Raw genomic sequence first — 14401 nt, forward strand, 5'->3', positions numbered from 1 at the left:
GGAGTGCATCCAAATGGCCAGAATCTCAGCGAGCTGCGCCAGCGTAAGGCTGAAATGGAGCAGACAAGCCGGGACAACCGGGCACGCTTCCGTGAACTAATGGGACAGAATGGCGGCAACGTCACGCCGGAGATGAAGACGCTGCGCGCGGAGTATCTGGAGCAGCAGGAAACGGTATCTGACCTTGCCGGGCTGATTGCCGAAAAGGAAAAGCAGCTGCCCGTACTGGCAGACGTGACCGGGCACAAGGCTAACGCTTACGTGTTCTGTCATAAGGGCATCACGGATGAGCGCATTGATACGCTTATTGATGACTTCTTTATCATTCACGGCGCCGAGCTGGGCAGCCTGCTCAGAATGAAGTACAGCCAGTTTGAACGGAATGGCTCAACCCATGCACCGGGCGTTATCGAAGGCGCGAACGATGCCGACACGCTGTACCGCAGATATGTTATGAGCCTTATCAAGCAGCGGACGGGTGTAAATCAGCCGCTGATGTTCCGTGATGACGTGCTGAGCGTCAGCGGTGTGCATCCTTTCCGGGGAGCCAGAACCGACCGCCGCAAGCGTAAACTTTTCTGAGCCGAAACTCAGAAACTCACCGAAGCCCGGCCCGCGCCGGGCTTTTTTACGTCCGCTGCGTGAGTGCATGTCTATGCTGCATGAAAACGCATGAGTTCCAGGCATCCCGGAACGGCAGGTAAGGCCAGCAGCGGCGCGGCTCAGCGCTAATCATGCAGGTGCATGAAAACCGCTGCATAAAGCGGGCAGGCGTGGCGGGGCTACGAGCGCGCCCATAACTTAAAAAGGCATACCACCTAGGTTTCTTTTCAGAAGAGCTTGTACTCTTGGCCTACCCCCTTGAGCTGAAGAGAAATTTAATCCCCAGCGATAAATTTCGGGCAAATAATATCTTTCCTCTACTAAATTATGATCTGTATCTTCATATACGATACCTAACTCCCTCAGCGAACTAATCAAAACAAGGGTCAGTCCAACATCAATAGGATTGAAAGGAACTTTTTTACTCTCAGGTCTAACTTCACTAAGAATCTCAGCCCACTCTCTTAAGGAGCGTATTTCAGCAATGGCCTCATCAACCTTCTCTTTTGAGCAGGCTTCTAAGGAGCGTCTTATAGCCTCAGGTGCTAAAACACGATCAACCCAAAGTTCAGGTTTAATGTTGATTGATGAGGCTCGCGACATCAATTCTGCTGAAAATTTCAAAAATCTTACTAAGTCTCGTGCTTGCAACTTACCATTCAAGTCACATAAGGCAGCAAAAACCCATCTGGCACTGTGAGCCTCTTTTGAAGTATCTCTCCCTAATTTTTTACCCCATAACTTCTCAAGTTCACTTAAAAGCGAATCAAGATTTTTCGTTTCAGCATGTTCTATATTAGCATCGATTATACCCGCTTTACCGCAAATCCAATAAGCCAAACGTAAGAATGTCTCAGGTGTCCACTCAAGACGGAACTGCTGAAATCTTGATACATATTGGGAATGATTTTGCTTAATAACTGCCTGAACATAATCAGCTCGAACAAAACTAACCAACCCAATACGTCTATTAGTCAACTCAGTTAAAACATTTGGCAAATAAAGAAGAGCCTTTAAAGCATTCCTATGATTGTCATCTTTTACAGGATCATCAATGATATCCTCAATCCCATCAATGACGAACACAATAGATTTATCATTTTCTACAAGGAAATCATTGAATTGCTGGAGACTCAACTCTTCCTTACCGAACTGAGATAAAATGAGTTTAATCCAAAAAGATTCCCAATCAGTATCTTTTTCAAGTGCAGAACGTACACTTAAAAAAGCAGAACTCAGCTTTATCTCTCCATCGAAAAAGTAGCTTTTAGCAATGTCATCTCTAATGGTTGTTAACTTCCCCATCACCTTTTGGTTTATATTCAAAGATGACAGTAGTGGATAAATTTTTGCATTCACTTGAGATGCATTTTTTGGAGTAATAACCCGTACAAAACTATCCCAATCCTCTGACAAACATAACTGAATATAAGTAAATGTTTTACCAGCACCCTTAGCACCAATTGATACAACCACTGGCAATTCATTATAATAATGCTTCGCCAAATTCCTTAATGGGTCAGTAATTAAAAGATCATTGCTTTCAATATCTTCAGCAAATTGAAACTTTTTGCATGTTTCATGTAATTTGGCTGCATCAGATAGTTTTGACTGAGTATCTGAAGCATTCGAAATTTTTCCAATAGCAGAATCTGATCGAATAGAGACAGCCCACTCTTTAGCCGATGAGTACAAACTAGCCTGCTTTAGTTTGTCAAGAGCATCTTTTATAGAACCTATACTCATGAGGCTTTCATTATGTTCAAATTCGAGCCATTCAACGCCAGGACTAACTACGTCATTTTCACTACCAGGGTAAGCAGAATTTAATATCTCATTAGCGTTTGAGTAATCTTTTAATTTTTTTAAGTTGTCTGTTAACAGACTAAGCACAATTGATGGCTTAGTATTAAAGGGCAGTTCATCCTTTAAATTGCTATGCGATGCATAAACTTTTGACAGTATTTCCTTCATTCCTAGAATTGACTGAGGAGCTATTGTAGTAACAAAAAAATGCTCAATCCTTGGATCAAATATCAGAGGGCTTGAAAGTTCACTTAGCCCAGCACGGAGATCAACAAAAGCAACATCCACCTCAAGGTAGTCTGCTAACTTTTTGATATAGTCGCTAAGAATCCAAGGGTTTTCGAGATTTTTTGATATATGCTCTGGCGTTACTGGCATATCCATAATATTTGTTATATCCAAAGCTGACGGAAGTGTAAATACTTCTTTCTTTCCACCATCAATAACAATAGATTTTTTGAATAGCTCATCGCCAAAATATTTTATAACTTCCTGTTCTGAAGCACCAAACCTATAATGTAATGCTTCAATAAACTTGAGAAACGATACAGTTGGAGACAATTCATTATTCAACCAAAAACTTATTCCAGGAGCCTCGAGGTCAGCATCAATTAGAAGGATTTTAGTATTTTCATTCTCGTTAACTACAGCAGAAACATAAGTCATTAAAGAGGTTGTTCGACCAACGCCACCTTTAAAGGAATGAAAAGCTACGACTTTAGCCCCGCCACTCCAGGGAGTGGGGTAAGCGGTACTCTTAGAATTATAAGCATGCTCTTTCCATAAAGGATAAAGAGTATCTACGTTAGCTACTGAATCTTCACCCTCTATAAGCAATACTTCGTATTCGGCATCATTTGGCCCAACGCTTATAAAATCCCTCTCTTTGTTATAATTGTCACCAAATATATTTCCTATCCAAAGTTTTACATTTGCGACATCACCACGATACTGAACTTCAACAGCATCAGAGTAACAGTCTACTTTAACGATATACTCTTTAAGTTCAGGGTGTGATAAGTTAAATTTTTTAATTTCTCTTTCAACATCAATCCATGTTAATAATTTGTTTTTCATGACAACTCCTTGGTCACCCAATCGTTAATTTTTGTAAGCGTTTTTTCAAGAGCTAAATTGTCTGACTCACCCTCAAGGGTTCCGCCATACCTCCATACCTGATTAAGCTCTCCAGGACCACACCCTCTTGGAATTGCCTGATTGTTTATTCTGTAAGAACCAAGTTTCAAATTTGATGGAAGTTGATATTCCCGGCCCATTTTCATTGTAAGGCACATCTTGTTGATATCATGTAGAAAGTCGCCAGCAATACTCGAATCAATAATGTCCTTACTTTGCTGCTTCAGATAAACTGCTTTCAAACCGCACTCCACCGCATAAAAAAGCAGCAACCTATGAGGGTTTTTTCTTGGTTCTGCAATCGACACTTGGGTAGATTCCGACCATGACCTTTTCAACTCTCTGAAAGTAAATGGTATTTTAGCCATAAATTTTTCCGTCAGATATGAAATACATTAATTAGTAGCCAGTCTAATTTAGATAATTATTACCTTGCAATCTAAATAAAGTCATGCAGAAGAGTTCACATACTTTTGCATGTGCCAAAAAAAGTACCAAAATTGCATAGGTAAAGATTAAAACCAATTAAAACAATAAATTATATTGCTTATTTAGTTTAGATTCAAAATATCGAGTAGTAGCGCATTACGTTTTATCCAGTAGCCCAACTGCTTTAAAGCCCGCTTTTGTCGGGCTTTTTTGTTATCAGAAATAGCATAATGGTCCGGTAACGCGGGTTAACAGCGAATCAATATCAGCGTTCAAACGCCAGCAACTGGCACGTCGTACCGGATTTAGCGCTTATGCCACCGCATCGTCTGAGTTGAACTCGATGTGAATCCGGTCATAGGGCAGCACGATTTTATCGCCTTGCTTATACAGCACACCGCCATTGAGTAATGACTGGACATCGTTATAAACGCCGCGAAAATCACGCCCGACCATCCGCGAAAGTTCCCGGATAGACACGGCTTCTGCGCCTTCCATCGCCTTGATGATTTGCCAGCGATTAGGTGCAAGCATCGTTTTTGCCAGTTGCTCTACGCTGGGAAGTACCCACTCTGAGCCGATAACCTCCCCCTTCATCGCGCGTGAGGCATCGCGCATTGCCGCTCGGAAAGCATCGTCAGCGGCCATAACTCTGACTGTTCATACTCGCATGGTGCTACCTCCTCAGCAGGCTAATATCGTTCTGGAAACTGGCTATCAGGTTTTCAATGCTGGTGAACACAACCGGATATTCCCGATCGCCAATGTGTTTGTGGTCTCCTTTACCGCGCTCATTGTCATAACGCATCACGCAGACACCTTCCACGATGTAAGCTAGGTATGGTTACTTCCCGGTATTGCCGGAGCGACCTGTAAATGCGGATAGTGGCGAAAGCATTGTCTGCTATCTGGATGCGTCGGTTCATCAACTCAATAGCGGGCATAAGAACACCTCCTTGTTGATGTAAACGATGGTATCAGCCCTGGATTGATGTAAATAAATACATCACTAATTAAGTACAAAGAAAGTAGCAGAAGACACTCTGGCTGGACTACGTCACCACAGTTCACTTAAGGGCGCTGGCCGACAGAGCGACCTACCCATCGAGGCCGGCAATTCTTACCAGATGGACGGTCAGCCACAGCAGCTCGTTCCCGCCCAGGGTGATGTCAAGCTGGCCCCTGACGTAATCGCGGATCAGCAGCGCGCAGCGATAGGCATCGGGATACTCTCTGATCACCTGCGCCAGCAAAAAACTGTCCCGTGCGCCGTCCAGTTCTCCCTCCTGTAAACGCTGGAGGAAAAACTGCATATGAACCAGAAAGCGCGAGTAGTTAATCGATTCGGTGTCTATCGGCTGCCTGAAGTGGTACTGCACCAGATTAAAAATATCCTTCAGCATTTTTACCGACTGCATTGTCTGCGCCACATCATCGCCCTCACTCTGGCCATTCACCAGATGAAAAGCGATATTCCCGGCTTCCTCTTCCGGTAATTCAATCCCGTACTGCTGACGAATAATTGTCACTATCTCGCTGGCGACGCGGAACTGCTGCGGATAAAAACGTCTGACTTCCGGCAGCAGGCGGTTTTGAATGGCGATCCCTTTGCGGCTGCGTTCGATGGCAAAGGTCAGGTGGTCAGCGAGAGTAAAGAAAATCTGCTCGCGAACCTTGCTGGCAAGCTGCATATTGGCGCGGGAAATAATCATTGCGGCCATTTCGATCACCTCGTCCGAAATGGCCGAGAGCGCGTCGAGATAGCCGCGACGTTCACCGGGCACCTGGGTCACAAACAGCTTCTCAATCTTTTCCGGGTCAATCTCATCCCCTGGCCTGCTGTTAAAGCCAATGCCTTTTCCCATGACGATAACCTCTCTGTTATCGCCATCCCGGGAGAGCACCAGACTATTATTGAGCACCTTCTGAACAATCATCTCTGAGACTCGTCGTGGTTGCCGTTTTGCGCGATGAGATCCCTGTACCACCAGAAGCTACGTTTGCGGATCCTTTGCAGGCTCTTCAGGTCATCCTCACCGCGATCAACATAAATAAAGCCGTAGCGCTTGGCATATCCCTGATGCGTGCTGACCACATCAATCGCCGCCCACGGGCAGTAGCCCATCAGTGTTACGCCGTCGGCAATCGCCAGCCGCATTTGCTCAATGTGCGCCAGCAGGAAGGCGATACGGTAATCATCGTTCACCGTCCCGTCAGACTCGAGCTTATCCGGTGCGCCCATGCCGTTTTCGCTAATCAGAATCGGCAGACCGTAGCGTTCGCACACTTTACGCAGCGTCAGGCGCAGCCCCACCGGGTCGACCACCCAGCCGTAGGGCGTTTTGCCGACCCACGGGTTATCTGCCGGGCGATAAACGCCCTCTTCGCCCAGCATAATTTGCTGGTCGCCAGCGCGGGGCGCAACATCCCCTGCGTCGCCCCGACTGGCGGCAATGGTGGCGGTCGAGTAGTAGTTAATGGCGATAAAGTCCGGTCGACCCTGCTGCAAAATCAGAGCATCCTCTGGCTGACATTCCGGCGCGAGACCGCGATCCTGCATGTAGGCCCACGCCAGGGCGTTATAGCGACCGTGCACCGCAACATCCAGAAAGCTCCAGCAGCGCAGCGTTTCCCAGTTATGCGCGGCAATCGCATCCTCCGGTTTACAGCTTTCGGCATACATCGAGGTGGTATTTATTGCCGGGCCGATACGCAGTCCGGGAAACTCGCGGTGGCACAGGGCAAAGATCTGCGCCTGGGCCAGCATCATATGGTGATTCTGCTGGTACAGCGCCTTCTTGTCCGGTAGTTCGCGATCTGCGGGTACCCCAATCGCGCCGGGATGCAGGATCATCGTGTTCTGTTCGTTAATCGTCAGCCATAGCGGGACTTTATCAGCAAACTCGCTGAACAGCAGTCGGGCATAGTTTACAAACGCCTCTCCGGTTTGGCGGTTCAGCCAGCCGCCTTTCAGCTCCAGCGCCCACGGCAGGTCGAAGTGGTATAGCGTAACGATTGGCGTTATCCCGTAGTGCGTGAGGGTATCGATCAGGCGGTGATAAAAGGCCAGCCCGCCCGGATTCACCGGGCCGTCACCGTCGGGGATCACCCGCGACCAGGCGACCGAAAAGCGGTAGGCCTTTAGCCCCATCTGCGCCATCAGCGCAACATCCTCCTCCACCCGATGATAGTGGTCGCTGGCGACACAGAAATCCGCCGTTCCTGGCGGATGGCGGAGCATATCGACCACCGAGGGCCCTTTACCATCTTCATCCCATGCGCCCTCAACCTGATAGGCCGAGGTGGACGCGCCCCACAGAAAACCGTCCGGGAATCGGGCCTGCTGTTGATAGATCATGCCTGCTTCTCCTCAGAAGATTGCACCATCAGCGGCTCGCCATAATCTACCTGCGCGGCGTCGGTGAGACGCAGAGAGTGCTGCTCATCCCCGCTGATCACGATCACCGGGGTAATCAGGTCATACCCGGCCTGCTCGATAGCGGAAATATCAAAGCGGATCAGCTCCTGTCCGGCTTCAACCTTATCGCCAACCTTGAGCGCCGAGCTGAAGTGCTGGCCGTTAAGATTAACGGTGTCGATACCGATATGGATCAGCAGCTCAAGACCCGTGTCGCTCTGGAGGCCAACGGCGTGGCAGGAGGGAAGAAACATCATCACCGTACCGCTAAACGGCGCAAGAAGTATTCCTTCCTGCGGATAGATTGCCAGGCCCTTGCCCAGCAGGCCGCCGGAAAAAACGTCATCATTTACGTTGTCGAGCGCCACTACCTGGCCACGCAGCGGGCTTAACACGGCTATCTCGCCCTCGCTTTTCGGGCTGACCACGGGCTGCGGCGCCTCGCTCACCTCCTGTTGATCTCCGGCAGTGTCTTCGAAAGCGATAAACCACGTCAGAGCAAAGGTCACCACGATAGAAATCACACAGGTCACCAGCGCATGAACGATGTTCATCGGGTTTTCACCGATAAAGGCTGGCAGCGCCGCCAGGCCTGGCGAAACAAATGCGTAGCGCACCAGCCCGCTAACCCCAGCGTATACTCCGGCGCAGCCGCCGCCGATCATGGCGGCAATCAGCACGCGGCGGAACTTAAGCAGCACACCATACAGCGCAGGCTCGGTAATCCCCAGTAACGCAGTAAAGCCCGATGAAGAGGCCAGCTGGCGCAGGTTGCTATTTTTGGTTTTCAGCGCCACACACAGCGTCGCGGCACCCATCGCCACATTTGACGCCAGCATCCCCGGCCCGTTAATCATCTCGTAACCGCTTTTACTCAGCTGGCCGGTCGCGATCGGCGTCATTGCCCAGGCAGTGCCGGTAATGATCAGGAAGGGCTGAAGGGTGCCCATCAGCATCGGGATTAACCAGCTGGCGTGGCGGTCGATAGCCCCTGCCCCTGCGGCCACCAGATCGTTAAGCAAAATGCCCGCCGGGCCGACAATCACCAGCGCCAGCGGCGCGGTAATCAGCAGAATCAGCATCGGCTTGATGAAAAACTTGATAATGGAGGGCGACACTTTTTCGGCAAAGCGCTCCACCCAGGACATCAGCCACACGGTCAGAATAATAGGCAGCACCGATCCGGCGTAATCGGAAAGCAGGACGTTGATACCGATAAAATCGACCGCTTTGCCCGTCGCCAGCATCTGTCCGATGCCCGGATGTAACAGCACCCCCGCAAGGGTCATTGCCAGAATCGGGTTGCATTCAAACTTCAGCGACGCCCCGTAAGCCAGCAGCACCGGCAGGAAGAAGAAGGCGGCGTCAGCAATAATGTTGAGCAGCTGATAGGTGGAGCTGGTTTCGCTAATCACTCCCGTTAGCCTGAGAATGGCCAACAGCGCTTTAATCATCCCCGCGCCGGTTATCGCCGGGATCACCGGGGTGAAAGTGGTCGAAATGACGCTGATAATGCGTGCGATGATACTGGTCGGTTTCGCGTTGTGATTGCTGTCAGCCGGGCTATTCTTCTCCGGCAACGCCTTCTTAAGCAGGCGATAAACCTGCTGTACCTCATTGCCGATAACAATCTGGAACTGCCCGCCCTTTTCCACCACGCTGATCACGCCGGGGATGGCGCTAATCTGCACCTCATTAACTTTTGCGCGGTCGCTGAACTCCATGCGCAGCCGTGTCGCGCAATGGGTGAGCATACGGATATTCTCCGCACCTCCCACTGCCTGGAGGATTTTGTCTGCTGTTTGGTTATAGTTCATAGTGTTCCCTGGTGTTGGAGCAAAAAAAAAGACCAAAACAGAGACGCTCCCCTTGCCGGGAGAGCATTCCTATTTTGGTCTTGCCTGCTTTCGCAGTAGCACGCCATCATAAAAATGGGTTATTTCGGCGTATTCTCCAAAGAGTCCTGGGATACTTCAATCGCCGCTGGATAAAAATGTGAGCCTGGTTACGTAAATTCTTCAGGTCAGGCTGAAGCCTTGTTGCTATCTGATTCACTCTGCCTTTCGGTCAGCTTCTCACTGAATCGCTTCACCCTTTTGCCGGGCTGCGGGTGTTAGCGTCATGTAAAGATAGATAAATAATCATTTCCAGAAAGTTCCTGAAACCGCGTTTGTTACGCTACCCTCCTCGTAACTCATCTCCTTAACATACTGAATTTTTGGTATTTTATCAGTCAACCCCCCTTTTTCAGGGCTACGAATAGCGCGTCGATGAAACAGGTCAATCCTGTCGACGCCTGTCTTTACCTTTCTTTGGAGGCACTTTTTGATAAAGTGCTGGTCGAAATCAGTACAGCTGTACCGCCTGGAGACTTATGGAAGTGCTCTTTATGCGTTACATCCATTTATCTCAGAAGGTTGTTAATGAAAAACACCGGAAAATTCAGCAGCTCGCTGCTCCATCCGCGTTATTGGTTCACCTGGTTTGGCCTTGGCATACTCTGGCTTCTGGTCCAGCTTCCCTACCCTGTTCTTATGCGTCTCGGTGCCGGTGCTGGCAAAATCTCCCGCCATTTTTTACAGCGTCGTGAACGTATCACCCGTCGTAACATCGAACTCTGCTTCCCTGGCATCAGTGAAGAGAAAACCGAGCAGATGATTGCCGGTAACTTCGCCTCGTTAGGCATGGCGCTGGCTGAGACCGGCATCGCCTGGTTCTGGTCCGATCGCGCGGTAAAACGGCTATTTAAAGTGTCGGGAATGGCGAACCTGCATGCCGCCCAGAACGAAAAGCGCGGCGTAATGCTGATCGGCGTACATTTTATGTCGCTGGAGCTGGGGGGTCGCATCAGTGGTCTCTGTCAGCCGATGATGGCGATGTACCGTCCGCACAATAACCTGGCGATGGAATATGTGCAGACCAAGGGCCGGATGCGCTCAAATAAAGCGATGATTGATCGTCGCGACCTGCGCGGCATGGTCCATGCACTGAAACAAGGTGAATCGGTCTGGTTTGCACCGGACCAGGATTACGGCCCCAAAGGCAGCACCTTCGCGCCGCTGTTTGCGGTGGAAAAAGCCGCTACCACCAACGGGACCTTTGTTCTGTCGCGTCTGGCCAAGCCAGCGATGGTGCCGATTATGCTGATCCGTAATCCGGGCAATAATGGCTACCACCTGATCATTGAACCGCTGCTGGAAAACTATCCTCATACCGATGAAGCGGCCGCGGCGGCCTATATGAACAAAGTGATCGAAAACCAGATACTGCGCGCGCCTGAACAGTATCTCTGGCTGCATCGTCGCTTTAAAACCCGGCCACCCGGTGAAGCGTCGCTTTACGTTTAAGACAGTCAACAGAGCAGGCCACGCGCCTGCTTTTTTATTTCCCTTTTCCGACAAAATCCCGCCTTACACCCCTTTCCCGCTTTTTCCGGTGACGTGCCTTGTTTGGCAGGCTGGCACCAGGACGCTATTTAAGGAATGATGGACCCTTCTTTCAGGTCAATGCCGGACTCTCTTATGGATAGCAACGATAAACAGCAGTGGCAGCGCCCGCTAATTGATGATCGCCTGACACCCTATATTGAAGTAGACGCCGCACGGCTGGAACGGAATCTGCAACAGATGCAGCTCAAAGCCAATGCCGCCGGTGTTGCGCTGCGTCCCCACATCAAAACTCACAAAAGCGTCTGGATTGCGCAGCGCCAGCTCGAATCCGGGGCGCGGGGCGTAACGGTTTCTAAACCCAGCGAAGGCATCAGCTTTATCGCCGGCGGTGTCCGCGATCTGCTGTTAGCCTATCCGGTTATTCGTCCGCAAAGCGTGGCGGAACTGCTGCGCCTCGCCGCACTGCATCAGGCGAAAATCACCCTGATTGCCGATACGTTACAGGGCGTAGCGGCGATCGCTGAAGCCAGCCAGCGGCAACCGGCGTGCGAACTGGCGGTTGCCATTAAAGTGGATGTTGGCCTGCATCGGATCGGCGTTAACCCCGAAACCGATGACGCAGTGCAAATTGCCGACGCGCTGCGGGCTAACGGACTGCGTTTTGCCGGACTGGTGTCACATGCCGGTCACGCCTATGGTGCGGGTCACGCCGCAGCAATTGCGGAGATCGCCCGCCAGGAAGCGGCACTGATGCAGCAGCTACAGAAAAAACTTCAGGCGGCCGGTTTTCCCGATGTGCCGCTCTCGGTCGGTTCCACGCCTACCGCCCTCGCCGCGGAGATTGCGCCTTCTGTCACGGAAATCCGGCCTGGCAACTATGCGCTGCTCGATCTGACCGCCTGCCGTCTTGGTTTAAGCCGCCCGGATCAGTTAGCCATGAGCGTGATTACCCGCGTCGTGGCGGTAAACGACCATTACGTCATTATTGATGCCGGCTCAAAAATGCTGAGTTCAGATAAGGGCCCGCATGGCACCAACGCCAGTGGTTTCGGCGTGGCGGCCGATGAAGCAGGTCAGACTTATGAAGTGACGAAATTATCGGAAGAGCACGGTTTTCTGCTTTATCAGCATCACCATCCGGCAGTTGGCTCGCTGTTGCGTCTCTTTCCTAATCACAGCTGTGCGGTGATGGCACAGTCGGACAGTTTTGTTCTGCGTCACGCTGATGGCCAGAGCGAAGAGCATGTGGTTGATGCTCGCGGAAAATTCATCTGAACCAGTGGCAGGCAAGGTTGCCTGCCTTTTGTACGAATCCCTGTTAACCCCACACTTCTGTTATTGCACTGTTCTGCCCGATCCCTCGCCATGCTTTAATGCCTCTCTGACCCCACCTCCCGGAGGTAACATGCTCTCATCCCGCACGCTGAGTCTGACGATTCCCCGTCACTGGTTAGATCTTTATGAAACCATCTGGAAGCCAGAATTTTTTCCAAAGTGGGCTGCCGGACTGACGCAGAGCGCGTTAGAGCCCGATGGCAATCGCTGGCGCGCAAAAGGGCCGCAAGGCAATGTGAAGATTCGGTTCACGCCGCATAATCCATTTGGCGTCATGGATCACTGGGTCGATAGCGGCTCGGGTAAAGAGATCTACGTGCCGATGCGGGTGATCGCCAACGAGCAGGGGGCGGAGGTGATGGTCACGGTCTACCGACAGCCATTTACTTCAGAGGATAAATTTAAGCAGGATATTGAAGGGGTTAGCAACGATCTGGAAAAACTGAATCAGCTACTGACTCAGTAAATCAACCACTTAGCTTCAGTTTATCTCTGTAGTTAACACTGGTCGTTAATGAAAAAAAACATAAAAACATCAGAGGAAAAAGCATAAAGCGCTTAGCTGCTTTTCTGTCGCCTTTGGTTCTTTACCACCAATCCTGCTTAAGCATTGCTATCAGGAAAATTCCTGGCAATACCGGCGACCGTCAGGCGACAAGCGCTGATTTCCATCGACTTTGCAGGCCGCCTGAACGATTTCTCTCAGACGCATACATTAATCCTTAACAATCATCAGGAATGGCTCGTCTGGGGATTTAATATTTATCATGCATAAAGTGAAACCATTTATTTCTGCGGTAGCGTTATCAGACTTTTCTTATGGTGTTAAATTAAATAAAACAATGTATAAATCATTCCACACACAGCAATACCCATAATGATAAAGCAGTAAAAAAAGTCAGGGACCGCTCAACCTTTCCTTTTTTCGCGGAAAAGAAAGTGTTGAGATTGCCGCAGGGATGCCGGCTTTATTATATAAAATAATAACGGGATCATTGATGATCTGGCGGAGCACTTAGCGTTACCGGGGCTACCGTCATACAACCCGAAAAAAAAGATTACCAGGGATAACTTTTTATCCGGGCATGATGTTATTCAACCCATAATAACATGGCGGAACTGGAGAACGCATTCAGGACTCAGGCCAGAAAATTGCACTCAATAACGGTGTAACAGCTATCTGCTGCTGTTGTTACACAATGATTTAATTCTCACAGAATCTGTCGATTCTAACGAGCTTATTATGGCAATACGTGAAAGCAGTCTTAATAGCGCAAAGTGGTCCCTTCTCTCTTCAATTAAGATTATTGGTATCGGGGTGCTACAGCTTTCGCTGCTGGCGCAAATCCTACAGGCAAATGAACTGAACCTGCTGGCGATTGCCGTCATTGCTTTACTGGCTATCGATACCCTGACCGACCGCGGTTTTTCCAATACGCTGATCCGCCGCTGCATCCTCTCCATCAACGATCTGTCGACCCTTTACTGGGGCAACATGCTGATGGGTTTAGCAGTATTCGCGCTGTTATTTGCGGGCAGCCACCTGCTGAACAGCATGTTTGATCAGCCTGAACTGGCTTTAATGCTGCAAATGGTCTCCGTGGTGTTTATTATTATTCCCCAGGGCCAGCATTACCGTGCAATATTACAGCGTGAAAAGCAGTATACCCGTATTGCCTTTGCTGAAACCTTTTCGGTATTAGCCGGACTTGGTATCACCTTATTTACCGTCTGGCTGACGCCTTCAGTACTGTGTGCGATATGGGGTTATCTGGCGATGGCGTCCATCCGTATGCTGATTTACTGCTACTATGGCCGTTCATGGTTCCAGCCGGAATACCATTTCAGCCTGAAAACCTTTTCAAAGATTCGTGCAAGAAACAGATAATATAATAAGTCTGTATGGTGGGCTCTGGGCATCCGAAACGATGCATTGGCGTGCTGTGAACCAGCACGCCTTTTCTTTTTCCTGTTGCGCGTAACTTAATACCCATCTCTTCATTAACGCCTCGCTGATTTTCACGCCGTCCCTCTCCCTGTTATCTGACCCGCGAACTATTCGCCGCTTCTCGCCGTTCTCTTAAATAAAATAGTCAGCGATGCGCCTCGCTTATTAAATTATCACGCCAGCTTTCACCGGCGCGTTACGCTGAGGCTTCGCTATACGGATGCGGTGGCTGGCTGGTATAAACAGCGCTAATCCTGAGCGCCGACCGCCAGAAAATTTCCCTCGCTGGCTTACAGGCAATGGCGTAGCCTTGCCGCCGTCTACACTGGAGTCCGC

12 protein-coding genes are annotated in these 14401 nt (G+C 49.8%); 5 read left to right on the forward strand and 7 right to left on the reverse strand.

Annotated features, from left to right (window positions below):
- Nucleotides 1-3: 3 nt before the first annotated feature.
- Nucleotides 4-582, forward strand: a complete 579-nt coding sequence (locus tag ACCW71_RS15630) for a hypothetical protein (protein WP_436373023.1) — start codon at nucleotides 4-6, stop codon at nucleotides 580-582.
- Nucleotides 583-801: 219 nt separating this feature from the next.
- Here the strand turns inward: ACCW71_RS15630 and ACCW71_RS15635 are convergent, their stop codons facing one another.
- The 7 genes from ACCW71_RS15635 to ACCW71_RS15665 form a co-directional block, all read right to left on the reverse strand.
- Entirely contained in the window at nucleotides 802-3486 is a 2685-nt protein-coding gene (locus ACCW71_RS15635; RefSeq protein WP_436372930.1) for a KGGVGR-motif variant AAA ATPase, read from the reverse strand.
- Nucleotides 3483-3914 carry a hypothetical protein gene (locus tag ACCW71_RS15640; RefSeq protein WP_436372933.1) on the reverse strand — a complete coding sequence of 144 codons (432 nt, stop codon included), beginning with the start codon at nucleotides 3912-3914 and terminating at the stop codon, nucleotides 3483-3485. Before ACCW71_RS15640 ends, ACCW71_RS15635 begins: the two co-directional genes overlap by 4 nt.
- Before the next feature lie 373 nt (nucleotides 3915-4287).
- Nucleotides 4288-4623, reverse strand: a complete 336-nt coding sequence (locus tag ACCW71_RS15645) for a transcriptional regulator (protein WP_436372936.1) — start codon at nucleotides 4621-4623, stop codon at nucleotides 4288-4290.
- Between the two features lie 28 nt (nucleotides 4624-4651).
- Entirely contained in the window at nucleotides 4652-4783 is a 132-nt protein-coding gene (locus ACCW71_RS15650) for a toxin-antitoxin system TumE family protein (RefSeq protein WP_436372939.1), read from the reverse strand.
- A 289-nt stretch (nucleotides 4784-5072) separates the two neighbouring features.
- Nucleotides 5073-5912: a PRD domain-containing protein gene (locus tag ACCW71_RS15655; RefSeq protein ID WP_436372941.1), complete on the reverse strand. Its 840-nt coding sequence runs from the start codon at nucleotides 5910-5912 to the stop codon at nucleotides 5073-5075.
- The gene (locus ACCW71_RS15660; RefSeq protein WP_436372944.1) at nucleotides 5909-7333 is read right to left on the reverse strand and encodes a glycoside hydrolase family 1 protein; all 1425 of its coding nucleotides are present in this window, start codon (nucleotides 7331-7333) and stop codon (nucleotides 5909-5911) included. Before ACCW71_RS15660 ends, ACCW71_RS15655 begins: the two co-directional genes overlap by 4 nt.
- Complete coding sequence (locus ACCW71_RS15665; protein WP_436372947.1) at nucleotides 7330-9210, reverse strand: beta-glucoside-specific PTS transporter subunit IIABC; 1881 nt, start codon at nucleotides 9208-9210, stop codon at nucleotides 7330-7332. Before ACCW71_RS15665 ends, ACCW71_RS15660 begins: the two co-directional genes overlap by 4 nt.
- Nucleotides 9211-9816: 606 nt before the next feature.
- Here ACCW71_RS15665 and lpxP point away from each other — a divergent pair.
- The 4 genes from lpxP to ACCW71_RS15685 all read left to right on the forward strand — a co-directional run bounded on the left by lpxP (nucleotide 9817) and on the right by ACCW71_RS15685 (nucleotide 14005).
- Complete coding sequence (gene lpxP / locus ACCW71_RS15670) at nucleotides 9817-10740, forward strand: kdo(2)-lipid IV(A) palmitoleoyltransferase (RefSeq protein WP_436372950.1); 924 nt, start codon at nucleotides 9817-9819, stop codon at nucleotides 10738-10740.
- A gap of 174 nt (nucleotides 10741-10914) precedes the next feature.
- Complete coding sequence (locus tag ACCW71_RS15675) at nucleotides 10915-12057, forward strand: alanine racemase (protein WP_436372952.1); 1143 nt, start codon at nucleotides 10915-10917, stop codon at nucleotides 12055-12057.
- A 130-nt stretch (nucleotides 12058-12187) separates the two neighbouring features.
- Nucleotides 12188-12583, forward strand: a complete 396-nt coding sequence (locus ACCW71_RS15680) for a polyketide cyclase (RefSeq protein ID WP_436372955.1) — start codon at nucleotides 12188-12190, stop codon at nucleotides 12581-12583.
- A gap of 777 nt (nucleotides 12584-13360) precedes the next feature.
- Nucleotides 13361-14005 carry an oligosaccharide flippase family protein gene (locus ACCW71_RS15685; protein ID WP_436372957.1) on the forward strand — a complete coding sequence of 215 codons (645 nt, stop codon included), beginning with the start codon at nucleotides 13361-13363 and terminating at the stop codon, nucleotides 14003-14005.
- Nucleotides 14006-14401: the final 396 nt, after the last annotated feature.

The sequence above is a fragment of the Pantoea sp. C2G6 genome (assembly GCF_051336815.1).
Classification (GTDB): domain Bacteria; phylum Pseudomonadota; class Gammaproteobacteria; order Enterobacterales; family Enterobacteriaceae; genus Pantoea.